General features: G+C 59.4%; 27 protein-coding genes. 16 read left to right on the top strand and 11 right to left on the bottom strand.

Translation table 11 applies throughout. The annotated features are described in order from the left end of the window. Positions 1-51: 51 nt before the first annotated feature. Positions 52-1026 (top strand): DNA repair and recombination protein RadA, encoded by a 975-nt coding sequence (gene radA / locus ABH15_RS04235; RefSeq protein WP_128693100.1) that lies wholly within the window; start codon positions 52-54, stop codon positions 1024-1026. Further along, positions 1020-1724, top strand: coding sequence for a phosphoglycolate phosphatase (locus ABH15_RS04230; RefSeq protein ID WP_128693099.1), 705 nt, complete (start codon positions 1020-1022; stop codon positions 1722-1724). Before radA ends, ABH15_RS04230 begins: the two co-directional genes overlap by 7 nt. Here ABH15_RS04230 and ABH15_RS04225 read toward each other — a convergent pair. From ABH15_RS04225 to ABH15_RS04215, 3 genes are all read right to left on the bottom strand, one after another. After that, the gene (locus tag ABH15_RS04225; RefSeq protein WP_128693098.1) at positions 1700-1957 is read right to left on the bottom strand and encodes a PRC-barrel domain-containing protein; all 258 of its coding nucleotides are present in this window, start codon (positions 1955-1957) and stop codon (positions 1700-1702) included. The genes ABH15_RS04230 and ABH15_RS04225 overlap by 25 nt on opposite strands. Before the next feature lie 77 nt (positions 1958-2034). Beyond that, positions 2035-2244: a histone family protein gene (locus tag ABH15_RS04220; protein WP_128693097.1), complete on the bottom strand. Its 210-nt coding sequence runs from the start codon at positions 2242-2244 to the stop codon at positions 2035-2037. A gap of 145 nt (positions 2245-2389) precedes the next feature. Continuing rightward, on the bottom strand, positions 2390-3268 hold the full coding sequence (locus ABH15_RS04215; RefSeq protein ID WP_128693096.1) for a CBS domain-containing protein: 879 nt from the start codon (positions 3266-3268) through the stop codon (positions 2390-2392). Between the two features lie 47 nt (positions 3269-3315). Between ABH15_RS04215 and ABH15_RS04210 the strand changes: the two genes are divergently transcribed. After that, on the top strand, positions 3316-4281 hold the full coding sequence (locus tag ABH15_RS04210) for an NOG1 family protein (protein WP_128693095.1): 966 nt from the start codon (positions 3316-3318) through the stop codon (positions 4279-4281). Here ABH15_RS04210 and ABH15_RS04205 read toward each other — a convergent pair. Then, on the bottom strand, positions 4229-5140 hold the full coding sequence (locus tag ABH15_RS04205) for a presenilin family intramembrane aspartyl protease PSH (protein WP_128693240.1): 912 nt from the start codon (positions 5138-5140) through the stop codon (positions 4229-4231). The two genes, ABH15_RS04210 and ABH15_RS04205, sit on opposite strands and share 53 nt — an antisense overlap. Before the next feature lie 57 nt (positions 5141-5197). Here ABH15_RS04205 and ABH15_RS04200 point away from each other — a divergent pair, with 57 nt between their 5' ends. From ABH15_RS04200 to ABH15_RS04190, 3 genes are all read left to right on the top strand, one after another. Beyond that, positions 5198-5512, top strand: coding sequence for a hypothetical protein (locus ABH15_RS04200; protein WP_128693094.1), 315 nt, complete (start codon positions 5198-5200; stop codon positions 5510-5512). Between the two features lie 49 nt (positions 5513-5561). Beyond that, complete coding sequence (fen, locus tag ABH15_RS04195; protein ID WP_128693093.1) at positions 5562-6563, top strand: flap endonuclease-1; 1002 nt, start codon at positions 5562-5564, stop codon at positions 6561-6563. 218 nt (positions 6564-6781) lie between these two features. Next, positions 6782-6994 carry a DUF2180 family protein gene (locus ABH15_RS04190; RefSeq protein WP_128693092.1) on the top strand — a complete coding sequence of 71 codons (213 nt, stop codon included), beginning with the start codon at positions 6782-6784 and terminating at the stop codon, positions 6992-6994. Positions 6995-7251: 257 nt separating this feature from the next. Here ABH15_RS04190 and ABH15_RS04185 read toward each other — a convergent pair whose 3' ends face one another. From ABH15_RS04185 to ABH15_RS04170, 4 genes are all read right to left on the bottom strand, one after another. Next, on the bottom strand, positions 7252-7566 hold the full coding sequence (locus ABH15_RS04185) for a DUF2769 domain-containing protein (RefSeq protein WP_128693091.1): 315 nt from the start codon (positions 7564-7566) through the stop codon (positions 7252-7254). A gap of 36 nt (positions 7567-7602) precedes the next feature. Then, positions 7603-7938: a DUF2769 domain-containing protein gene (locus ABH15_RS04180; protein WP_128693090.1), complete on the bottom strand. Its 336-nt coding sequence runs from the start codon at positions 7936-7938 to the stop codon at positions 7603-7605. Between the two features lie 62 nt (positions 7939-8000). Further along, positions 8001-9608 carry a thiamine pyrophosphate-binding protein gene (locus ABH15_RS04175; protein ID WP_394342487.1) on the bottom strand — a complete coding sequence of 536 codons (1608 nt, stop codon included), beginning with the start codon at positions 9606-9608 and terminating at the stop codon, positions 8001-8003. Next, positions 9595-9789, bottom strand: a complete 195-nt coding sequence (locus tag ABH15_RS04170) for a rubredoxin (protein WP_128693088.1) — start codon at positions 9787-9789, stop codon at positions 9595-9597. The genes ABH15_RS04175 and ABH15_RS04170 overlap by 14 nt, the downstream gene beginning before the upstream one ends. A 171-nt stretch (positions 9790-9960) precedes the next feature. Between ABH15_RS04170 and ABH15_RS04165 the strand changes: the two genes are divergently transcribed. The 6 genes from ABH15_RS04165 (at position 9961) to ABH15_RS04140 (ending at position 16335) form a co-directional block, all read left to right on the top strand. Beyond that, positions 9961-11160: an NAD(P)-dependent malic enzyme gene (locus ABH15_RS04165; protein WP_128693087.1), complete on the top strand. Its 1200-nt coding sequence runs from the start codon at positions 9961-9963 to the stop codon at positions 11158-11160. Further along, complete coding sequence (gene nfi, locus ABH15_RS04160; RefSeq protein WP_128693086.1) at positions 11157-11867, top strand: deoxyribonuclease V; 711 nt, start codon at positions 11157-11159, stop codon at positions 11865-11867. Before ABH15_RS04165 ends, nfi begins: the two co-directional genes overlap by 4 nt. 213 nt (positions 11868-12080) lie before the next feature. After that, positions 12081-13286: an FprA family A-type flavoprotein gene (locus ABH15_RS04155; protein ID WP_128693085.1), complete on the top strand. Its 1206-nt coding sequence runs from the start codon at positions 12081-12083 to the stop codon at positions 13284-13286. Continuing rightward, positions 13283-13684, top strand: coding sequence for a desulfoferrodoxin family protein (locus tag ABH15_RS04150; protein WP_128693084.1), 402 nt, complete (start codon positions 13283-13285; stop codon positions 13682-13684). The genes ABH15_RS04155 and ABH15_RS04150 overlap by 4 nt, the downstream gene beginning before the upstream one ends. A gap of 108 nt (positions 13685-13792) precedes the next feature. After that, positions 13793-14764 carry a phosphoribulokinase gene (locus tag ABH15_RS04145; RefSeq protein ID WP_128693083.1) on the top strand — a complete coding sequence of 324 codons (972 nt, stop codon included), beginning with the start codon at positions 13793-13795 and terminating at the stop codon, positions 14762-14764. Between the two features lie 113 nt (positions 14765-14877). Continuing rightward, the gene (locus tag ABH15_RS04140) at positions 14878-16335 is read left to right on the top strand and encodes a TrkH family potassium uptake protein (RefSeq protein WP_128693082.1); all 1458 of its coding nucleotides are present in this window, start codon (positions 14878-14880) and stop codon (positions 16333-16335) included. A gap of 142 nt (positions 16336-16477) precedes the next feature. Here the strand turns inward: ABH15_RS04140 and ABH15_RS04135 are convergent, their stop codons facing one another. From ABH15_RS04135 to ABH15_RS04125, 3 genes are all read right to left on the bottom strand, one after another. Continuing rightward, positions 16478-17659: a hypothetical protein gene (locus ABH15_RS04135; protein WP_128693081.1), complete on the bottom strand. Its 1182-nt coding sequence runs from the start codon at positions 17657-17659 to the stop codon at positions 16478-16480. Positions 17660-17716: 57 nt separating this feature from the next. Next, a complete protein-coding gene (locus tag ABH15_RS04130) occupies positions 17717-18385 on the bottom strand; it encodes a DUF4013 domain-containing protein (RefSeq protein WP_164913626.1) in 669 nt (222 codons plus the stop codon). A 404-nt stretch (positions 18386-18789) separates the two neighbouring features. Continuing rightward, positions 18790-19419, bottom strand: a complete 630-nt coding sequence (locus ABH15_RS04125) for a hypothetical protein (RefSeq protein WP_128693079.1) — start codon at positions 19417-19419, stop codon at positions 18790-18792. Positions 19420-19588: 169 nt separating this feature from the next. Between ABH15_RS04125 and ABH15_RS14060 the strand changes: the two genes are divergently transcribed. The 4 genes from ABH15_RS14060 (at position 19589) to ABH15_RS04110 (ending at position 22246) form a co-directional block, all read left to right on the top strand. After that, positions 19589-19717 (top strand): hypothetical protein, encoded by a 129-nt coding sequence (locus ABH15_RS14060; RefSeq protein ID WP_277749819.1) that lies wholly within the window; start codon positions 19589-19591, stop codon positions 19715-19717. Positions 19718-19855: 138 nt separating this feature from the next. Further along, a complete protein-coding gene (gene cfbC, locus ABH15_RS04120) occupies positions 19856-20674 on the top strand; it encodes a Ni-sirohydrochlorin a,c-diamide reductive cyclase ATP-dependent reductase subunit (protein ID WP_128693078.1) in 819 nt (272 codons plus the stop codon). Then, positions 20649-21707 (top strand): nitrogenase component 1, encoded by a 1059-nt coding sequence (locus ABH15_RS04115; protein WP_241647997.1) that lies wholly within the window; start codon positions 20649-20651, stop codon positions 21705-21707. The genes cfbC and ABH15_RS04115 overlap by 26 nt, the downstream gene beginning before the upstream one ends. A gap of 83 nt (positions 21708-21790) precedes the next feature. Next, positions 21791-22246, top strand: a complete 456-nt coding sequence (locus ABH15_RS04110; protein ID WP_128693076.1) for a universal stress protein — start codon at positions 21791-21793, stop codon at positions 22244-22246. The last annotated feature ends 2 nt before the right edge of the window (positions 22247-22248 follow it).

Below are 22248 nucleotides of genomic sequence, written 5' to 3'. Positions count from 1 at the left end.
GTATACGTAGCACAGCAGAAAGACTACACAAGAGATCAAGTGAGGAAACATATGACAGAGATTGATCTTGAAGATTTACCGGGTGTCGGACCCACCACCGCCGACAAGCTCCGCGAAGCTGGATATGGAACCGTCGAGGGGATCGCCACGGCAACCACCTCCGACCTTGCGGAGGCTGCCGAGATCGGGGAGTCGACCGCAAAGAAACTGATCCAGGCAGCCCGGAAGATGGCCGATATCGGCACGTTCAAAACAGGGCGGGACATCCTCGACAAGCGAAAAGACGTCCGGAAACTCAGCACCCTTGTTCCCGAGTTCGACGAACTGATGGGAGGCGGTATCGAGACCCAGGCGATCACGGAAGTGTACGGCGAGTTCGGTTCCGGGAAGAGTCAGCTCGTCCACCAGCTCGCAGTCAACGTCCAGCTTCCCGACGACCTCGGCGGCCTTAACGGAAGCGCCGTTTACATCGATACCGAGAATACATTCCGCCCGGAGCGTATCGAACAGATGCTGAGCGGCCTCGATGTCGATGCCGACCTCGGCACACTCGATGAGGTTCTCAGCAGGATCCACGTGGCACGGGCGCACAGTTCCGACCACCAGATGCTGCTGATCGACTCCGCACGGGAGCTCGCAAACGAACTGCGCACGTCCGATCATCCGGTGAAGCTCTTCGTCATCGATTCGTTGACGTCGCTCTTCCGGTCGGAGTACGCAGGGAGAGGAACGCTTGCTGCACGGCAGCAGAAGCTGAACCGGCATATGCACGACCTTCTCAAACTGATCGACGAACACAACGCCGTCGGGCTCGTAACAAACCAGGTTATGTCGAATCCCGCTGTTCTCTTCGGCGACCCGACAAAGCCGATCGGCGGCAACATCGTCGGACATACCGCAACGTTCCGGCTCTATCTCCGGAAGAGCAAAGCAGGCAAACGTGTCGCCCGTCTCGTAGACAGCCCGAACCTTCCCGAAGGAGAGGCTGCGTTCATGGTTGAAATGGCAGGGCTCAAACCGTGCTAAAAGCGCTCGTCACCGACGTCGACGGCACCATCACCGACTCGCGCCGGAGGATCAACACCGCGGCCGTCGAGTGCATCCGCACCCTCGTCGACGGCGGTGTCGAAGTGGTAATAGCAAGCGGCAACACCGTCTGCTTCATGGACGGGCTCTGCAAGATGGTGGGGACAAACGGCACCATCATCGGTGAGAACGGAGGGGTCTATCGCCGTTACTTCGACGGCACCCTCCAGGTCGCCGGCGACCAGCAGGTCTGCCGGGACGCCTTCACCGTTCTGCAGGATCATTTTTCAGCGAAGGGAACCGGCCTTGAACTCTACAGCCCCGACTACCGGTTCGCCGACGTCGCCTTTGCGCGGAACGTCGATGTCGACGAGGTCAGGCAGGTTGTCCGCAACCACGGCTTCCCGGTCAGGGTTCTCGATACCGGATTTGCCGTTCATCTCCAGGTTCTCGGCGTGAACAAGGGCACCGCTCTTCACGAGCTTGCCGGCATGATGGGGCTCTCCCCGGCCGAGATCATGGCCGTCGGAGACTCGGAGAACGATATCGAGATGATCCGGGCAGCAGGCGTCGGCGTCGCCGTTGCGAACTCCACGGGGACAACCCGCACCGCCGCCGACTACGTATCGGAAGCGAGATACGGGGACGGATTTGTAGAAGCGGTAAAAAAGTATTACGCCGATTTCTTCAGCAGGTAGCGGTCGACCACTATATAATCCTTAATATCTTTTACAGCCTCGAAGGGAACGAACATCTTGTCGCCGTCCATCCGGTAGCCGTCCGTTTTGAAAGAGTCATCCGGTTTGACGATAAGATCCACAACCTGGCCCGTCCCGAGGTCCACCATAATATTCTTGATGGTGCCGATGAGCATTCCATCGTTGCTCATCACTCTCTTTTTGGCTAAGACACGGCAGAAGGTTTTGCTCATACCAAAGATGAGGATGTTGTACTATATAAACTGTTCCAAAATGCCGGAATCAGAAAATAAAGAAAGAATCGGGTTTATTATTTCAGAGTCTCAGCGGCCATCCGGACATCGGTCGCCTTGACCGTCTTCCTCCCCGCGTGCCCGGCAAGTTTGATCGCTTCTTTGGCGATTCTCGAGGCATAGGCCTCCATCAGTTTTGCGAGTTCCTCGTTTGCATCGGAGCTGACGCGTTCAGCGCCGGATTTTTTTACGATTCTGCCAACAGGTGCCAGTGGTAAATCAGTCATGATCTCATATCCCCCTTTTCGCTCGAGCTCTTCGAAATGTACTCTTTCGGAGAACTCGGTTTACAGAACCAACATATGAATACTCATATAAATACTTATCCGTCCCCTGCGGGGTTCACGGCCGGTTTTCCCCTATGAGAGGGTATCAAAGTGAGGGAAACACCCGGATGATGTCTGACTGAGTGACGATACCCACGGGTCTGCCGTCCTCCATGACGATCAGCCGCCCTATCTCACGTTCCTTGAACCGGCCTACGAGCTCGAATATCCGGATGTTCGATGGCGCCTTCACCACATCGGTCGTCATCACCGCCGTAACGGCCGTATCCATCGCCATCCCTTCGTCAAGTCCCCGGATGATATCGCTTATCGTAACGATGCCCGCAAGATCGGCACCGTTCATGACCGGTGCTCCATGGATATGGTGCGCGTTGAAGAGGCGTATCGCGTCGGAGAACGTCTCGTCGTGGGAAAGCGTAAGAAGCGGCGTGCTCATAAACGTCTTGATGGGCTGCTTTGGCAGCGAGATCATCTCGGATATGCTGATCAGAAGCGCCGGCAGGTTCTCATCCATACCATATACCTCGCCCCGGACGAGCAGTTTATTGACGGGCGTCGGGCCGATGGTGATGAGGTCGCCGACCTTGAAGTGTTTCACGCTCCCGATGATCTTCACGACCGCGTGGCAGAGGTCGGGGTGGCAGAGCGTCGTAAAATCGAGTTCGGCAACCCGCACTCCCCGCACCGTCTCCCCGCCGCGAGAGATCGGCACATCTGACTGGTGCTCGTAGTTGACGAGGTTGAGCTCCCGGTACGCCATGGCGGTCGGGGTATATCCCCCCTTCGGCCCGGGCACCCCTTCGACGAGGCCGAGCGCTTTTAATGCTTGCATCTGATTGCGAACAGTCCCGGGATTTCGCTTGAGAACCTCCGCGATCTCCTCACCTTTTATAGAGTGAGACGACTGATGATATAGAGTAATGAGAGTTATCAGGATATCTTTCTGAATGAGGGATAAATCCATAATTATCAGTTATATTACGTAATTAAATACATTAGGTTGTGCATTGCGTGGAGTTTGAAACAATACCGACCGTACCCACTGCGGAAGAGATACTCGACCGCAGTTTCCGCCGGGCAGCGGCAAAAAAGAAACTGAAGACCAATAAAGACAAGGCGAACGAAGAGTTTGTCAGATCGGTAGCAAGCGCCGTCCACGACAAACTCGACACCGTTGTCAGATCGTTCCCGACCTTCGATCGTCTCCCCCCCTTCTATCGCGACATTGCGGACATTCTCTTCAGCGTCGACCACCTGAAAAAGTCACTCGGCGCCGTTACATGGGCAGGCGAACAGGTGCGCACCGTTGGAACCCAGCATGCACGCGCCATGCGTCCTGCTCTGGATACGGGGCAGGTGCGAAGGCAGGCGGTTGCGCGGATCGCCTCGATCGTTCACCAGGTCGAGGACGATCTATTGTTCCTCAATGAAGCGAGGAACATCCTCCGGAAGATCCCCCACGTCACCGAGGAGGAGTTCACGGTGGTCGTCGCCGGATACCCGAACGTAGGAAAATCATCGTTCATCAGGCTCATCTCCTCCGCAGAACCCGAGGTCGCCGCATACCCCTTCACCACGAAGGGGATCATCGTCGGCCACCGGATACTCGGGAACCGGGATAGGATGCAGCTCATCGATACCCCCGGCGTGCTCGAGCGCCCCGCCGCCGAGCGGAACCAGATCGAGCAGCAGGCAGTGAGCGCTCTCGTCAACGTCGCCGACGCCGTCCTCTTCGTCCTGGACGCAAGCGAACAGTGCGGCTACTCGATCGAGGATCAGAAAGCGCTCCTCGACGAGGTCGGCGGCATGGTGGATGTGCCGGTCATCGCCGTCGTGAACAAGGCCGATATCCTGAAGGTTGAGGGATACCCGACCATGTCCACCGTGACCGGTGAGGGAGTCGAGGAGGTGCTCGAAGCCCTGCTCAAACACCGAAGCACGCCGAAAGTGTCCCCGCCAGAATACATCCAAGAATAAAACCGGCGATGGCTCCCCCGTTCAGCGGGGGAAGGCCTGCCTGCGGTTTCCCCTGGTTGACGAAGAAGAGCAGCACCGCGAGGCCCGCAAGCGATCCTATCATCGCGCCGAGCGTCGGAAGGGAGAGCACCCAGACAACCGGCGGCGCGGCGACGAAGACATACGAGGAGACCACGAGGATGGAGGGCATGATCAGATCTCCCATTCCCATGACGAACGCTCCCCGCTCTCCTTTATCCTTTCCGATATCAAGACCCTCCTTTCGGAACGAATAGTCCCTCCTCTTCGGGACGACGACGAGGATCGGTGTCTTCATCTCAAGAACGCCTTCGGCGAGCGTTATCATGTGCTTAGTCTTGTAGACCGAGATCGCATCGTATACGGCAAGCAGGACGAGGAGCACCAGCACCGGCAGAACCGCGAGCGATATCCCGAAGATGGAGGCGATACCGGCCGATATCAGCACCCCGAGGACGTCGATGACGTACCACTCGGGGTAGAGGTAGAGGAGCGCCGTCGCTCCGCCGGCAAGGAGCAGCGTCGCCACCGCCGCAACATCCGAGATGCCGAAAAACCACAGGCCGAGCGCCCCGAAGATATAGGTGAAGGTCAGAAATATCGAGAACGCGATAAAGAGACCGATGATGCGTTTCCCCCCCTTTTTTATGAGGATTAAAAGAACGAGCGTAAACGCAAGCAGCATGCCGATGAATATCAGGGGATTTGTTACCGAGGTCGGATCCTCGAAAGCCGCAAGCCCTGCCTCCTGCATGGGGATGGAGAGTACTATTGCGATCAACTGAACAAACAGGAGCATCAGGGGCATCCCGATAAACGGTAACCAGTCACGTATCTGCATCATACTTCTCCGTTACTTATAGGTAGGTTAATTAATTCATTTTCATCATCTAAAAGTATGGATATTCGTGAACTCATCACGGACATTATTCTGACCATCGTGATGGTGATCTCCACCGTCGTTCTGGTGATGCGGTTCTGGCAGGATCTGATCCTTGCGGTGGCGGCGACCTTCATGATGCTCTCGCTCGGCGGGTTGATCATCTCCCTCGGCATGAAGATCATCAGCCTCGAACAGAATGTCATCAACCGAGAACGCACCATGCGGGTAAACCTCGAAGAGATGGCAACGACGATGAACGCCAAATATGATAACACCGTCGCTCATATGGAGGATATCGTCGACGGACTCTCACGGCGGATGTACCGCTGACCCCGATCACCAACATTTATACACACATCCCGGCTCATTGGTAGGGTATATGGGTGTTGCACTCCGCGATCTTGCTGCCGACTGCAGGGAAACGGTCGACCTGGACGCGCTTTCCGGTATCGCCGCTATCGATGCGCATAACGCGCTGTACCAGTTCCTCTCGATCATCCGCCAGCCAGACGGCACGCCGCTGATGAGCGCCGACGGGCAGATAACCTCGCACCTGACGGGACTCCTCTTTCGGACCGCAAACCTTGTCGAGAAGGGGCTGCGGCCGGTCTACGTCTTCGACGGCACACCCCCGACGTTCAAGCAGGAGACGATCGATCAGCGCCGGGAAGTCAGAACCCGCGCAGGAAATGCCTGGAAAGAGGCGCTCCGGGTCGGCGATATAGCCGAAGCGTACAAGCAGGCAAGTGCTTCCGCTCGCGTCGACGCCTCAATCATCGGGACCGCGCAGGAGCTCTTAACACTCCTCGGCATCCCCTGGGTGCAGGCGCCGAGCGAGGGTGAAGCGCAGGCAGCCTATATGGCACGAAAGGGGAGTGTCCGGTTCGCCGTCTCGCAGGACTACGACTCGCTCCTCTTCGGCTCGCCGGTGCTCGTCCGGAACCTCACCGTAAGCGGGCGGCGAAAGATGCGGGGGCGGACGATAACAGTCAGTCCGGAGCGAATTGTCCTTGACGCCTTCCTCGACTGCCTCGGCATCACCCGGGAAGGCCTCGTCGAGATCGGCATCCTGGTCGGCACCGACTACCACCCCGGGATAAAGGGTGTCGGCGGAAAGACCGCACTCAAACTGGTCAGGGGCGGCGAATTTGAGTCCGTCATCGCCGAAAGGTTGCCGGAGTTCGATCCTGCACCCATCAAAGAGTTTTTCTTAAACCCTCCGGTATCCGACGACTACCACCTCGCCTGGTCGCCGCCGGATACCGCCGGCGTCATCGAGATGCTCTCCGGGCGGTTCGACTTTTCCCCGGAGCGCGTTGAGGGAGCTCTTGAGAAGTTCTCGGTGAAGGCACGCCAGAAGACGCTGGATCAGTGGTTCTAGAAGACGGTCGGACGGCGTTCTGTAAAAACCGGTACCTATCGGTAAGATTCGGGGACAGACTCCCCACCCCACCGAAATATATATCCACGATGGTCGCCGCTACACATGTGCTCCCATCGAGCCGTGCGTGCCCCGTTTTTAGAGAGGGACATGAAAAACCAATCCTTCAGCATACAAAACGGTCTTCTGCACTGCCGGTGGAACAGGAGGGGTAATGGATGCGGTGTTATGTATGTGCCACGGAAGGGGCGGTGAGCGATGCAGCTGCCGTCTGCGTCGTCTGCGGAGTGGGTCTGTGTATGGAGCATACCGTCCGGGATAACGTCGAACTCTGGGAGGGGGGCTACCCGTTCCCGGCCAGAGAGATGAAACGGCAGGTGCCGCGGGCTCTCTGCCCGGAATGTTATGAGGCATTCGGCGGACAGAAGTGATCTTGAGCAGGAGAGGAGGAAACAGAAGGGGGGCTCTCCCCCCGAATCTTTTTACCCGGCAACCGGAGGGATACACCGGCGCCGGACAACCCGTAAGAGCATATCAGAGCCCTTCTCCCGTCGGCACCGGCTCCTCGGCGATACGACCTCCGGGAGTTCTTCCCGGTCTACTCATCAGAGCCGATCGTCGGGCAGTTCTCACCGCCTTTCTCTATGACTACGTAAGCGAGGGGTAACCCTCTGCATTTTTAGAAGCGCTAATGCTGGATCCCCCATACGTCGTGCTCATAGCGCTGCGCCTTCTCCGAGCCCCGCGTACAGAAGAAGGCGTAACGGAGTCCCATCTCGTCGTGAACCGGGCAGTCGGGACAGAGGCATTCTCTCTCCGCCTCGATGCAGATGAAACTCTTCCCGTTGAAGCAGAAGAGCTTCTCCTGGTTCCGCTTTGCGCATTCAGTATGTGTCGGGCACCCGGGGCACCGGCACTGGAGGTTGAGCGACGCAATCATGCGCATCCGCTCGTTCCTGTCCCGCTCGGCTAAATCCCGCCCCAGCTCTTCAAATTTCGGCATACTCATCCCTCCTCTAGAACCTGTGCACCGTCCCGCTCACCGCTCCGGCGTCCCGTAGCCCTGCACCGTCTCCGAGTCTCGCGTGCAGAAGGAACGGTGAGAAAGACCCATCTCGGCATGAACCGGGCAGTCGGGGCAGAGGCACCCGTGCTCGCCCTGGATACAGACCGTGCTTCCTCCCTCGGCGCAGAAGAACTTCTCGGCGGCCTGCTCGGCACAGACGTTGTACGTCGGGCATCCCGGACAGATGCAGATCTCCCGAAGAGCCTTGAGAGCGTCCTGTCGTTCCTGCTCCTCCCGGGCGGCAAGACCGGGAGCGGCACGCCGTATCTTCGCCGCAAGGATCGCGATCTCCTCATCTGCAGTACTCATGAAAGCACCATCATCTCACCAACGGTATATCACCGTTTCCACACCGCCCCGGATGGCGGCGGTCACTCAAACCGTTTCGGATCCGTCTCGATATCCACGACGAACGGCCGGTCGGCCTCTATCGCTTCGGTGAGCGCGCCCCGGAGGTCTGCCGGCCGGGTGACACGGCGACCGGCGCCGCCACAGAGCCCGGCGTAGGCGGCGAAGTCCGGATTGAGGAGATCGGTCGCATAGGGCGGATAGTGTGCCTCTTTCTGCTCCTGTGTGATCATGGCGAGCTCGTGGTTGTTCAGGACAACCACCACCATGGGAAGGTTGTACTTGACGGCAGTGAGCAGCTCCCCCATCACCATGGCAAAACCGCCGTCACCGGTGATGCAGACGACGGTCCTGTCGGGGTAGGCGAGCTTCCCCGCGATAGCCCCGGGAAGCCCAAACCCCATCGTGCCAAGGTAACCCGACATCGCGAAGCGCTGATTCTTCATTCGGAAGTTCCGGCCGAACCACCACCCGTTCTCCCCGACGTCGATGGTGATCACCGCATCCTCGGGAAGGGTCTCCGAGAGGATCTTCATGATATACGGCGGGCGAAGGGGAACGGCATCCGGATCGGCCTCGCGGTCGAGCGTCTCCGCCCACTCCCGTTTCATGCCGGCGATCCTCTGCAGAACCGCTCCGCTCTCCCGCTCCCGGACGCGGCGGACGAGATCCGGGAGGACATGCTCGACGCTTCCCCAGAGCGCAGCGGCGAACGGGTGGCGCCCTATCCGGAGCGGATCGATCTCGACCTGCACCGTGGGTATATCCCTGGGAAGGCCGGTATACTGCGAGAACCCGACCCCGCAGGTGATCAGGAGATCGGCGTCCTTCACCGCCTCTGCCGCCTGTGGGGGCCCTATATGCCCATGAATCCCGATAACCCACTCATTATCCTCCGGAATGATGCCTTTGGCACGGAACGTGGTGACGATCGGCGCTCCGATCTTCCGGGCAAGGTCGAGGACATACCCTGCAGCCTTCATGGCACCCCATCCGGCAACGATAACGGGACGCTCCGCCCGGTCGATAACCTCCGCCGCCCGGCGGGCGGCGTCGCCGGCAGGAACGATCGCCCCGTCCGAGAGGCAGGCCTCCCGCCTGCAGGAAGAGGCCGAAAGGCTCTCCTTCTGAATGTCGCTCGGCACGGAGAGCTGGGCGACGCCGTGATCGATGATCGCGTGGCGCAGGGCTCGCGTCAGGAGTTCGACCGCCGTCGACCGGTCGGAGATGGTGTTGTTGAAGACCGTCACCGGCCGGAAGAACGCGTCCTGATCGATCTCCTGAAATCCACCCGGCCCGACGTACTGTGTCTTCACCTGCCCGTTCAGCGCAAGGACCGAAGCGCGATCCTCTTTGGCGTCATAAAGGCCCGTCGCAAGGTTTGTGGCGCCGGGACCCGCTATCGTCAGGCAGACGGCAACCCCGCCGGTGAGTTTGTTGTACGCCGACGCCGCCATCGCCGCCGTCTCCTCGTGCCGGACGACGATATACCGGAGGTCGTCACGCCTCCTGATCGCGTCGACGAGCGGCAGCGACGACTCCCCGGGCATGCCGAAGATCAGGCGGATACCCCACGCCGCGAGCTCGGCCGCCATGAGATCGGCGACCGTAGTCGATTCAGAGTTCGTCATTTTCATTCACATCCTCTTCTCCCTCACTGCGCACGAACGCCTCCTTGCCGACCCGGCAGCCCGGACACTGCCAGTCATCGGGAAGGTCGTGGAAAACGGTTCCTGGGGGAATCCCGGTCGCCGGATCCCCCATCTCCTCGTCGTACACATAATCACAGACACTGCAGACCCACCTGGCCACGCTTCTCACCCCGCATCCCGGTCAGGCGGGATACCATGGCTCAGAGCATAAAAAGATTCCGCAGTATCGAAACGCGGCACAGCCCGTCCTCCGAACGTCCGGCCATCCCGCCCGGCAGCCCGAAGCGGAAGTTACGGAAAGGTAGATGTAGCTGACCGGTAAGTCAGCGACATGGACGACGAACTCTACCGCGAGTCACTCGCACTGCACCGGAAGTTCCGTGGAAAACTCGCAGTTCGTTCCAAAGTGCCCCTTCGAACCATGCACGACCTTGCTTTAGCCTATACTCCCGGGGTAGCGGCGGTCTGCCGGGAGATCCGGAGAGACCCGGCGCGAGCCTATGACTATACGATGAAGGCAAACACCGTGGCAATCGTGACGGACGGCACGGCGGTGCTCGGTCTCGGGAATATCGGGCCTTCCGCTGCAATTCCGGTGATGGAGGGAAAAGCGATACTCTTTTCTGAGTTCGCCGGGATCGATGCCGTCCCGATCTGTTTTGAAGGCTCTCCCGCCGATATCGTCGAGGGCGTCAGAAAGATCGCCACGGTCTTCGGCGGGATCAACCTCGAAGACATCGCCGCACCGAACTGTTTTGAGGTTGAAGAGGCACTCGGAGATCTCGGTATCCCGGTGATGCACGACGACCAGCACGGGACGGCGATCGTGGTGCTCGCCGCACTCATGAACGCCGCCCGGGTCACCGGCAGGAACTTCGATGACCTCACCATCGCGGTAAGCGGTGCGGGGGCGGCGGGGTACGCCATCGTCAGGCTGCTCCGGTGCCTAGGGATGGAGGGGAGCAGCTGCAACCCCGTCCGGGAGATTATCGTCGCCGATACGCGAGGAATCATCCACCGGGGGCGGAGCGATCTCCTGCAGAACACGCACAAGTACATCCTCGCCCACGAAACCAACACAGAGAACCGGCAGGGGACGCTCGCCGACGCCATGCGGGAGGCGGATGTCTTCATCGGGGTTTCTGCAGGCGGGATCGTCACTGAGCCGATGGTGCAGGCTATGGCCCAGGATCCGATCGTCTTCGCTCTGGCAAACCCCGTCCCGGAGATCATGCCGGATGCCGCCGAACGTGTGGGAGCTGCAGTGGTCGGCACCGGCCGCTCGGACTATCCAAACCAGATCAACAACGTTCTCGCATTTCCCGGCGTCTTCCGGGGGGCGCTCGACGCCCGGGCGACGGTGATCAACGACGCGATGAAACTCGCTGCCGCCCGCGCCCTCGCCGGGTTCGTGACCCGGCCGACCCGGGAGCGGATCCTCCCGAGCATCCTCGACAAAAGGGTGACAAAAGAGGTTGCCGAAGCGGTGTATGAGGCGGCGGTGGCGAGCGGCGCGGGGAGGCGGGTATGAAGATACCTGCCGCCCACTCATTCGACTGCACACCGAAGGAGGCGATCCTTCTCCAGGAGAGACTTCGAAGACAGGTCATCCCGCACGGCGATCCCGGGGTTATCCACCTGATCGCCGGTGCCGATGCATCGTATGCAAAGGGAGAGGACGTCATCTACGCCGCCGTCGTCGTCCTCACGTTCCCGGAGCTTACCCCGGTCGAGTACGCCTGGGCAGAGGCAGAGACAACCTTTCCCTATATCCCCGGTCTCCTGACGTTCCGGGAGGGACCGGCACTCCTCGAGGCGTTCCGGAAGGTTCAGTCGGAACCGGAGGTGATCCTCTTCGACGGTCAGGGAATCGCCCACCCCCGCAGCCTCGGGATAGCAAGCCATATGGGGGTGCTTCTCGACCGGCCGACGGTCGGCGTCGCAAAGAGACTGCTCACCGGAACGGTGGACGAACCTGCCCGGGACCGGGGGGCGACGAGCCCGATCACGAGCAGGGATGAGGTGATCGGAATGGCGGTGCGGACGAAGAGCCGGGTCAAACCGGTCTACGTCTCCGTCGGTCACCGGATTGACCTCAAACCGGCGGTACGTCTCGTCCTCGCCGCCGATCGTGGGTACCGCCTCCCCGAGCCGACGCGGCAGGCGCACCTCTTCTCAAACACCGTCCGGAGGCACGGCGGCGGGAGCGTTAAAGCGGTACAGACGACACTTCTCTGATCTGCCATCGCCGAAACGGTTATCCGGGATCAGACCGGACAGGGGAGTATTGCGAGCGGTTCGGATCGTTCTGCCGCCGGACGACCGGGTGCGGGGCAGATCCGGACACGCTCGCCAGTGCAGAATCTGGAGGTCAGACGAGATGCCAGTATATCGACACAACCCACGCAGAACCTTCGCGGAGAACACCCGTCCACCGAAGGAGACCTGATCATGCCGGCACGTGAGATTCTCCCCGGGTGCTTCTCTGTCGGGGCAATAGACTGGGACAGAGAACTCTTCGACGAACTCATCCCGCTCCCGAACGGGACAAGTTACAACGCCTATATCGTCCGTGGCAGCGAGAAGACGGCCCTGATCGATACGGTCGATCCGACGAAGATGGAGGAGCTCTTCGCGAACCTGGACGGCCTTCAGATCACCTCGATCGATTACATCATCGTCAACCACGCCGAGCAGGATCATTCCGGATCGATCCCGGCGATACTCGAGCGTTACGGGGGCGCGGAGGTGATCACGAACGGGAAGGCTCGTGACCTTCTGGCGGAACTGCTGCATATCCCGAAGGAGAAGATCCGCGTCATCAAGGATGACGACACGCTCTCCCTCGGCGACCGGACGCTCAGATTTTTCATTACGCCCTGGGTTCACTGGCCCGATACGCAGCTCACCTACCTCGAGGAGGATCGCCTCCTCTTCTCCTGCGACCTCTTCGGTGCTCACTACGCCACGAGCAATCTCTACGCAGACGATACGACCGCCCTCTATCCTGCTGCGAAGCGCTACTACGCAGAGATCATGATGCCGTTTCGAAAGAGCATTCAGGGGTACCTCGAGAGGCTTGATTCGATCGAGATCGATATCATCGCGCCGAGCCACGGGCCGCTCTACGACCAGCCGTCACGGATCCTCGACGCCTACCGCGACTGGACGGGCGATGCCGTCAAGAACGAGGTCGTCCTTCCTTTCGTCTCGATGCACGGGAGCACCCGGATGATGATCGATCACCTTATCGGGGCGCTTATAGCACGGGGCGTCACCGTCAAACCCTTTAACCTGACGAAGACCGACCTCGGCGACCTTGCCATGGCGATCGTCGATGCCGCCACCATCGTCATCGGGACGCCGACGGTCATCTTCGGCCCCCACCCCGAGGTCATCTCCGCCGCCTACATCACGAATCTCCTCCGCCCGAAGACCCGGTATGCCGCGGTCATCGGGTCGTACGGGTGGGGAGGGAAAGCCGTCGACCGGATCACCGGAATGCTCGACCGTCTCAAAGTCGAACTCATCGAACCGGTGATGATTCTGGGAATGCCCGGTGAGGAAGCGTTCGCCGCACTCGATCGACTCGCCGACGAAATCGTTAAAAGGCATAAGGACGACCCCCTCGTCAGAGAAGGAGGCAATGCACCATGAGCAGACTGCTGGAGTTATACAAGTGCCCATCCACAGGAGACGTGGTGAAGGTATCGCATTCCGGAGACAGCCCCGAAGCCACCATATGCACCGGCGAGGCGACCTGCGAGTGGCAGCGCCTCCCGGAGAAGACGGATGAGAAAGGGCTTACGGAGAAGCATGTTCCGGTGATCGAGAAGGCCGACCAGGGCATCAGGGTGAAGATCGGTTCGACGCCCCACCCCATGCAACCCGAACACCACATCGAGTGGGTCGAGGTCAGAAAAAGCCCGTACCTCTCTATCCAGAAACTCGACCCGACAGGGCCGCCCGAGGCAACGTTTCCCTGGATCGACGATACAAACGTCAAGGCGCGGATCTACTGCAACGTCCACGATCTCTGGACGAACAGGCGGTAAAAGAGCGAAAGGAGATCGATTTACCGAACCATTTTTTCGTGCGGATCACTTCCGTGTTCCCGCTACCGAAATCTTAACGATAGACTACCGTCCAACCCATAATTCACAATGCCGCCCGCGAATTTCAGGGATACCATCGCAGCATCGCCCTATATCTTCATCATCGGGGTCGCAGGAGACAGCGGTTCCGGAAAGACGACATTCACCAGGACAATACGCCAGATCTTCGGGGAGGAACTCGTATCCACTATCACGCTCGACGATTACCACTCGCTCGACCGGCGGGAGCGCTCAGAGCTCGGGGTCACCCCGCTTGTCCCGGAGGCGAACCGGTTCAAGCTTCTTGAAGAGCATGTCACGGCGCTGAAAGCCGGAGAAACGATTCAAAAACCGGTGTACAACCATGACGACGGCACCTTCAAAGACCCCGTCCCCTTCTCACCCACCAAGATTGTTATCCTCGAAGGGCTGCACCCCTTCTTCACGCCCCGCCTCCGGGAACTCATCGACTTCAAACTCTACGTCGATCCCGACCCCGAGGTCAAGCGTGCCTGGAAGATAAAACGCGACGTTGAACGGCGGGGCTACCGGCCGGAGGCGGTCGTCCAGGAGATGATCCGGCGCAGACCCGATTACGAGCGATACGTTGCCCCGCAGTGCGCATTCGCCGATGCGATCATCAGGATCTCGTACTCGAAGTACGGGCGGGCGGTGAGCGAGGAACGGAACATCTACCAGGTATCGCTCTGTCAGAGCAGGCTTGATCGGAGCATCCGGGATATCGATCTCTCGATCGATCTCTTCTCACTCCTCTCGCTCTCGGAGAGAAACTTCCTCCTCGAATATTCCGTCGACGAGCTCTACGGCCGGCCCATGGGGGCGCTCACGCTCGACGGCGAACTCAACGGCGACGTCATCGGGAAACTTGAGGAGAACATCGAGGATCAGACCGAGATTCACCCGCTCAATTTCGCCGCCGACGATGCGTACCTGACGGCGGGCGAGGCGGTTCAGCTCATTCTCGCCTGGCAGATCATCAACCGCAGGATCTTCATCGAGGCATCGCCCGATCGTGCCTGAACCGCGGGACTGCAGGAACGGGGTGGAAGTATCCCCTCTCTCCGCCTGTTCCCGCCGGTTTTCGTTAGTCTTACAAGAAAAGAGATAATACGCGATAGAGCGTTGTTTTATCGATGGACAGGGTCGAGCAGTTCTCCATCATCGCACCCGATATCGGCAATATCTTCCGATTTATCAGCATCGGTACAGCGGTGCCGCTCCTTATCACGCTGATCTATCAGGAGTGGAACATGCTGCTCCCGATGGCATCGGTTCCGATCACCCTCTTTCTCCTCGGCACGCTGCTCACGAAGGTTCCCCACCGGGAACGGGAACCGCCCCTCTCCGCGGCCCTCATGGCGGTCGCTATCATCTGGCTGATCTGTGCCGTCGTCGGGGCGCTGCCGTTCACGCTCGGGGTCGGCATGCCCTACCTCGACAGCGTCTTTGAGGCGATGTCGGGGTGGACGGATACCGGCCTGACCCTCGTCCCCGATGTCGACGGTCTGCCAAAGACGCTGCTCTTCTGGCGGTCGCTGATGCAGTGGCTCGGCGGTATCGGGATCGTCGCATTCACCATCGCCATGGCGAGCAGGACGGGCCTGACACAGTTCCGGCTCTACCGGTCGGAAGGACGGAGCGAGGCGCTGATGCCGAGCGTTGTCGCGACGGGGTTTGAGATGTGGAAGATCTACCTCGTCCTGACGGCCGCCTCGGTCGGGCTGATCCTCCTCTCCGGGATACCGGTCTGGGACGCGGTCAATATCGCGCTCGTCGGGATCGCCACCGGCGGGTTCTCCGTCCATTCGGCGGGGATCCCGTACTACGACAACCCGCTTCTTGAGATCCTCATCATCCCCGTCATGATCGCCGGCGCCCTGCCGTTCAAGCTCTACTACTATATGTACAACAAAAAAGGCGTGAAGTTCTTCGCCGACTCGCAAGCACGTCTGCTCTTCATCCTCATCGCGCTCGGTATCGCAGTCATCACCTGGGATCTCGTCACCCTCACCTTCGCCGATACCCCGACGGCGATCCGCCAGGCGCTCTTCATGTCGGTCGCGGCCGCGACGAGCACCGGTTTTCAGGTCACCTCGCCGAACGAGTGGGCAAGCGTCACGGTGCTCTTCCTCTCGATGCTGATGGTGATCGGCGGGGCGTCCGGGAGCACCGCCGGAGGTATCAAACTCTCCCGCGTCGTCCTCGGCACGCAGAGCCTGCTCTGGTGGTTCCGGCGGATGTTCGTCTCGGGGAAGGTGCTCGTCCCGTTCAAGTACGAAGGCAAGGTCATCCCGAAGAACATCGCCGACCTCGAGGTCTCGCGGAACATGCTGATCATCATGCTCTACTTCCTGACGATCTTCATCGCCACCGTCGTCGTGATGCACCTGCAGCCGACCGGGTTCGAGTCGAGCAACGTCATCTTCGAGGTCGTCTCGGCGATGTGCAACAACGGGATCAGCACCGGGTTCGTCTCCCCCGACATGTCAGGCTCGGCAAAGGTGCTCTTCATCATGATCATGTGGATCGGGCGCCTTGAGATCATCCCGGTGATCATGCTCTTCCTTGGGATATTCAAGCGGTTCGACTGAGGCGGGCGGCCGGGGCGCACCGCTTTTTGCTATCGGGATTGTCGTCGGCGTCTCTCAGAAAAAGCTGGTGCATCCGGCCAATAGGTAATTCAGAATAGCACCGTGCCTGGAAGGGATTGGAACCGATCCCTCACAGCAGCCCTTACCCCTGGTGGATCTCCACCACCGTGCAGTCCAGAATTGCACCTTCCTGCACCGCGGTCCGCAGAGCCGAGAGGATCTCCTCCGCAACGGCACGGACCTTCGGGTCGAGATCCCGGAGCCGGAGAAGCCGTTCGCACTCCTCGACAAGCGGCGGCGCCTCCTGCTGCTCTTCGAGGGTATAGGTGTCCATCAATGCCTCGAGCGCCGGATACCCGCCAAGGGAGCTGACGTATGCAGTGAACGCCTCGAACTCCGCGTAGCACCCGAACGATCCCAGCGTCCAGACCTTCGGCGGATCCAGCTGGGTCAGTACCATGACGATCATACCTTCGGGATCCTTCTCCCGGCCGGTGACCGGTGCCGCGATCGGCTGCTTCGCTTCCTTCCCGGAGGACGGGACGAACGATGCCGGATCGGCCTCGTAGACCTCGGCGAACTGCTTCTTGAGGTGGAAGTAGTAGAGGAGGCCACTGAGACGATCACGGTACATCTTCAGGCTTTTGAGGTAGGTTTCGATCCCCTCCTGCGCCGCTTTCAGGCGGTCGGCGGTGGGATCGAGTTTGAACTCGCAGAGGGGTACGAGCGCTTTCGGGAGAGCATACTCGACCTTCTGCCAGACCTCAATGCCCATCTTCCGGGTCTGGACGAAGAGCGGGATAACCTGCGTGAGCAGCGGAAGCGCCTCCCCGTACCGCCCGAGGCAGATCAGGGCGTAGCCGTGCCAGAGGTATCCGACGGCGACCTCCTGATAGCCCTTGACCCCTATCATCCCGCCGACGTAGTCGGGTGGAAGATCGCTGTTCTCCGCCGCCCACGTAACGAGCCGGTGAACCTGATCCGGGTTCTTCTCTGCAAGAAGGAGATAAATCGCATTCTCTATCTCTCCTTTTGCTATCATCACGAGAAAACTTAGATCGCTCTTATCTTCTTCTTTGAACCCTTTGATGTCGAACCGGGATTTTTTGATGGCCGTTCCGAAAAGGGAGAGGTTGGAGAACATCCGTCCGGCAAGGTCGGTCTCTCCGGAATACAGATAGATGGATCCGAGTTTTCGGTAACAGTGGATCTGGTCAGAACTGCGTTGTTCCGGCACCCTGTCATACGCTCCCGAATCTTTCAGGAGTGTTTCGCACTTCTCCCGCTCCTCCAGCAAATACTTGTGAAACGCGTTGCCTGCCATGCTCTTCACCTGTTTTCTCAACCTGCAAATCAAAACGGAGTTAGTCGGGGAACCCGATCACGCCGCCGCACTCTCGTAGACGAGGGTGTTGTAGCGGTACTGGAAGATGTAGATCCCCGGATAGAGCACGAGCAGGAAGATGGGGAGAAGAACAAAACCGAGAAAACCTATCACGACCCCGAGAATACTCGTGACGGTGGTGACGAGAAAGACCAGGACCGTTGTGACAAGCATAAGGACGATCTGCAGGATAACCTGGGAGAGGATATACGATCCCCACCCGATCGCGCGGATGTGGCCGAGGATCGCGGAGATGTTGAACGCTTCCCGGAGCGACTCCTCCCGCGAGAACCGCACCGCCGCCATCTGCGCTACGAGCCAGACGAGGAGGAAGAGAACGCCTGCCGCGATAGCGGAAACGAGATAGACGGGGCTCCCGATCCCACCGAGGATGCCGGCACCTGCTATCAGGGCGAGCGCGATGAGGATTATGAACCCGACGTACACGAGGTAGACGACGAGCAGTTTCAAGCCGTCGACAAAGAGCCTCCCCCAGCCGCTGAGTTCCGGCGCCGGCGTATCGCCCCGCATGATCCGGACGAAGTACCCGTACATGAGCGGGAAGATAATAATACAGGCAACGAGCTGGAGCCACCGTACCCACCGCCCCCAGAGGGCGTCGCTCGTGAAATCAAACGAATCCTGGAGTATTCTTTCGTACTGCATTGACATTCTATCGCCTTTGATCCTTCAGATTCATTTTTCCCGGTCAGACCTGCCCGTGGGATCGCCGTTCTGCGTGGGTTCTTCCCGTGCCGGGAGCCGAATGAACGCCGCCCCACCAGGATTCAATCGAATATCGGGAGGCTCACAGACACTCGAGAGGCAATCAGACCCGTAAGAATCATTGAACGGTCGAGAATATAACTCAATTCTGCTGGATAGATTCAGAAGTACTGGAAAAATCCAATGTGGCTGGCATTTCACAGCGTAATAATCGATTGGCCGTTCTTCCCGGAATGGGCAACGGTCATGCATAATTTACCGGAGCAGAGCATGCCTCCCGGCATCGGGGAGAGCCCGGGAAAAAGAAAAGAGTCCCCAAATGAGAAAAGAGCGTGAAAAAAGCCTCACGCCGGCTCGGAGGTGCGGTACAGGTCGTCGACGACCGCCGCATCCCCTCCCGTCTCGACGAGCAGGTCGATGTAGGCATAGAGCTCGGGGTTCTCCGACTCAAGGAGCTCGGGGGATGTGTAATAGAGCATGAAGGCATTTGCAAAGACGGTTGCCCCGGTGACCTCGCCCGGCAGGGTGCAGATCCGGTCGAGATACGATCCGGATGCCGGTGTGAGCGACGCGAGGAGATCGCTCTTTGCAAGCCCCTTCCGGTGGTAGACCCGGAATCCGACCTGCTGGACGAGCGTCTCGTCCGCCCGCTCGGGATTTAAGTCCGATCGGAGGTATATCGCATCCTCCTCGAGACTGTAGACACCGTTCACAAAACCCTCGAGGGATGAGTTTTTGTACGGCTCAAACTTGTCGCTCCGGCTGTCGATGTAGACGGTCACGTTCTCCAGAAACGCTTCCTCGATCTTGGTGCTCTCCTGCATTACCAGCGCTTCGGCAAGTGTTGCTCCGGTGCCGTTTCCATCCCTGTTCTCCAGTCGGAATCCAGCTACCGGGCTGACCGAAAACGCCGAACAGATGGCGATCATGGCGATGACAACGGCAATCAGTCGTGAACGGTAGTGTGGGTCCATATACGCAGTTCCCCTGTGGTGTACGTAGGTTTTTAACTCGCCCATTATATACCTTCTGGATAATATATAGCGATTTATATGACTCTGAATATTAAACTGAGTTCTCACAGTTGCCCGTCCCCTAAAAGGAATCATCTGACCTGGTTTGACGAAGGACAAAGCTATTTATGTGAGAGAGTACGTTTTGACGCTCCGCTCCGCAGCACCGGCAGAAGCGCAAGACGGTTCCGGGCAGAAGGTCTCCGCCCGCCGCACCCGGCGTGGCCGCCGGGAGCCCGAGCAGACGGTGATAGAGTAAAAAGGGTCAGATATACGCCCGTATCGGAACAGCAGGCCGGAGACGCCGCATACTCCGGGTCATGCATATCCACTTGTCTTTACGAAAATCCAGATTAATTATTTGAGGAGAGCGAGCGCATTACAGATGGGTTCTCAGATGAAACAGATCGCCCTCTACGGGAAAGGTGGCATCGGCAAATCCACTACGTCGGCTAACCTTTCGGCAGCACTGGCTAAAAGCGGCCTTGAGATCCTGCAGATCGGCTGTGATCCGAAGCACGACAGCACCCGCATGCTGATGCACGGAACGTGGATTCCGACCGTGCTCGACCTCATCCGTGAGCGGGGAGATGCAAATCTCACCGTGGACGACGTCGTCTACCCCGGGTTCTCGGGCGTGCGCTGCGTTGAGGCGGGCGGACCCGAACCCGGGATCGGGTGCGCAGGGCGCGGGATCATCGCAACCTTCCAGCTCCTGGAACGGCTTGGCGCTCTCGACGGCGACGTGATCGTCTACGACGTCCTCGGCGACGTCGTCTGCGGGGGTTTTGCCATGCCGATGCGGGAGAACTACGCCGAGGAGGTCTACCTCGTCACCTCAGGCGAACTGATGTCGATCTATGCGGCAAACAATATCGCGAAAGCAATCGCCCGCCTCTCGAAGAGGGTCAGAAACGGCTGCAGGCTCGGCGGCGTCATCTGCAACGCGAAGAATATCGAAGGGGAACGCGATCTCGTGGAAGAGTTCGCCCGGCGGATCAACTCTTCCCTGATAGCGTACATCCCACGCGACCGGATCGTCCAGCTCGCCGAGCTGAATAAGCAGACGGTCATCGAGTATGCCCCCGACTCCGCCCAGGCGGACGTCTACCGGCAGCTCGCAGACGAGATCTACAGGAATACCCGGACGAGCATTCCGACCCCCTTCGACATGGATGAACTCGAAGCCTTTGCCCTCGAATCTGTTCAGGTTTGAAGGGTGCACCCTGACCGGCGCTCTTGCCGTGGTGACGGAGATACGCGACGCGGTCTGCATCATCCACGGCCCTGCCGGATGCACCCACCACAATTTTTCCCTCCTCCATGCAACGCTGCTCGGAAACGATACGGTCGCCGTCCCCCGTCTCCTCTCGACAGGCCTTTCCGAGAACGAGATCATCTTCGGCGGCGAAGACGCGCTTCTGCGGTGCATCGATAAAGCCCACGGACTCTCGCCGTCCCCGTCGTCGCTCTTCGTCCTCTCCACCTGTATCGTCGACACCATCGGCGACGACGTCCAGGCCGTCTGCGCACACGAGTGGAACCTTCCGGTCGTTCCCATCCGGACGGCCGGATTCCTCGGCGGAACCTTCCAGACAGGCGTCTCAAACGCACTGCTCGCCGCCGCAACCCTTGCCGTACCCTGCTCTCGCAAGAGCGATGGGGTGACGCTCATCGGGGAGAAGAACCTTGAAGCGGATGTCGACGAGAACTACGCCGAGCTGATGCGCCTGCTCGCGTACTTCGACCTTCCGGTGAACCTCCGGTTCGTCCGGGGGATCGGCACGGACGATATCGCCCGTCTCGGTGCGGGATCGCTCAACATCCTCCGCGAACCGGCTCTCCTGCCGGTCGGGGAAGAACTCCGGCACCGGCACGGTACACCCTTTATCGATTCATTTCCGACGGGTCTTGCCGGAACCCTCCGGTTCCTCGAAGAGGTGGGCAGGCTGACGGGGCAGGATACGCGTAAAGCGGTGCGTGAAGAGGCTGCATACCAGGAGGAGATCCTCTCGGAGTTCAGGGAACTTGCCGGAAACCGGGTCAGGTTCAACCGCCTCTCACCGATGCTCAAAGAGGACGGGATCGATCGGGAGATCATCAGAGAACTTGCAGAAGCACTCGATCTCCGCATCGCAGAGGATGGGATCCCACTATCTGCACCCTACCCGGCCCCGGTCGGAACCGGGGGGGTTCACCGGATGCTGCACCGCTGGCAGCGGGCAATCCGTGCCGGCAGCCACCGATAACAGCCGGTTCCTACCCTCGCCCAACCGTACTGTTATATACAGGGTGAGCAAAGGTTTGGATATCCATACAGGAGGATTGAGCCGTGTTTCAGCGCATTTTATTCCCCACCGACTTCTCCGAGCCCTCGATGAAAGCAATGGAATCTATCCGGGATCTGAAGGCCGCAGGCACCCTCGAGGTGGTGATGGTGCATGTCATCGACCAGAAGGACATCACCATGATCGCATCGGGCGGAGCGGGTTTTCTCGGTTCGGTGCCGGACGTCGAGACCGAGGTTCAGCGACGGCTACGGGAGGAGATCCAGAACAGCATCATCGATACCCGCCGGCAGCTCGAACGGGAAGGGCTCAGGGTGCATCTCCGGACACCCATCGGCGACCCGGGGAAAGAGATCGTCAAAGCAGCCGACGAGGAGAACGTCTCCCTCATTGTCATAGGCTCGCACGGCAGAAGCAATCTCCGTGACCGTCTGCTCGGCACCGTCTCCGAGTACGTCGTCAAGAACGCTCACCAACCGGTCATGGTCGTAAAACGCTAAAG

It is taken from the genome of Methanoculleus taiwanensis, from assembly GCF_004102725.1.
Taxonomy (GTDB): Archaea; Halobacteriota; Methanomicrobia; order Methanomicrobiales; family Methanoculleaceae; genus Methanoculleus_A; species Methanoculleus_A taiwanensis.
This window is presented reverse-complemented; position numbering and strand designations above follow the sequence as displayed.

Bases quoted from the DNA above. Each gene is read 5' to 3' on its own strand.
- ABH15_RS04150 (WP_128693084.1), top strand. From the start codon at position 13,283: ATGAGCAGACTGCTGGAGTTATACAAGTGCCCATCCACAGGAGACGTG.
- ABH15_RS04205 (WP_128693240.1), bottom strand. From the start codon at position 5,140: ATGCAGATACGTGACTGGTTACCGTTTATCGGGATGCCCCTGATGCTC.
- ABH15_RS04175 (WP_394342487.1), bottom strand. From the start codon at position 9,608: ATGACGAACTCTGAATCGACTACGGTCGCCGATCTCATGGCGGCCGAG.
- cfbC (WP_128693078.1), top strand. From the start codon at position 19,856: ATGAAACAGATCGCCCTCTACGGGAAAGGTGGCATCGGCAAATCCACT.
- ABH15_RS04185 (WP_128693091.1), bottom strand. From the start codon at position 7,566: ATGCCGAAATTTGAAGAGCTGGGGCGGGATTTAGCCGAGCGGGACAGG.
- ABH15_RS04225 (WP_128693098.1), bottom strand. From the start codon at position 1,957: ATGAGCAAAACCTTCTGCCGTGTCTTAGCCAAAAAGAGAGTGATGAGC.
- ABH15_RS04145 (WP_128693083.1), top strand. From the start codon at position 13,793: ATGCCGCCCGCGAATTTCAGGGATACCATCGCAGCATCGCCCTATATC.
- ABH15_RS04125 (WP_128693079.1), bottom strand. From the start codon at position 19,419: ATGGACCCACACTACCGTTCACGACTGATTGCCGTTGTCATCGCCATG.
- fen (WP_128693093.1), top strand. From the start codon at position 5,562: ATGGGTGTTGCACTCCGCGATCTTGCTGCCGACTGCAGGGAAACGGTC.
- radA (WP_128693100.1), top strand. From the start codon at position 52: ATGACAGAGATTGATCTTGAAGATTTACCGGGTGTCGGACCCACCACC.
- ABH15_RS04135 (WP_128693081.1), bottom strand. From the start codon at position 17,659: ATGGCAGGCAACGCGTTTCACAAGTATTTGCTGGAGGAGCGGGAGAAG.
- ABH15_RS04215 (WP_128693096.1), bottom strand. From the start codon at position 3,268: ATGGATTTATCCCTCATTCAGAAAGATATCCTGATAACTCTCATTACT.
- ABH15_RS04165 (WP_128693087.1), top strand. From the start codon at position 9,961: ATGGACGACGAACTCTACCGCGAGTCACTCGCACTGCACCGGAAGTTC.
- ABH15_RS04200 (WP_128693094.1), top strand. From the start codon at position 5,198: ATGGATATTCGTGAACTCATCACGGACATTATTCTGACCATCGTGATG.
- ABH15_RS04180 (WP_128693090.1), bottom strand. From the start codon at position 7,938: ATGAGTACTGCAGATGAGGAGATCGCGATCCTTGCGGCGAAGATACGG.
- nfi (WP_128693086.1), top strand. From the start codon at position 11,157: ATGAAGATACCTGCCGCCCACTCATTCGACTGCACACCGAAGGAGGCG.
- ABH15_RS04190 (WP_128693092.1), top strand. From the start codon at position 6,782: ATGCGGTGTTATGTATGTGCCACGGAAGGGGCGGTGAGCGATGCAGCT.
- ABH15_RS04155 (WP_128693085.1), top strand. From the start codon at position 12,081: ATGCCGGCACGTGAGATTCTCCCCGGGTGCTTCTCTGTCGGGGCAATA.
- ABH15_RS04140 (WP_128693082.1), top strand. From the start codon at position 14,878: ATGGACAGGGTCGAGCAGTTCTCCATCATCGCACCCGATATCGGCAAT.
- ABH15_RS04130 (WP_164913626.1), bottom strand. From the start codon at position 18,385: ATGCAGTACGAAAGAATACTCCAGGATTCGTTTGATTTCACGAGCGAC.
- ABH15_RS04220 (WP_128693097.1), bottom strand. From the start codon at position 2,244: ATGACTGATTTACCACTGGCACCTGTTGGCAGAATCGTAAAAAAATCC.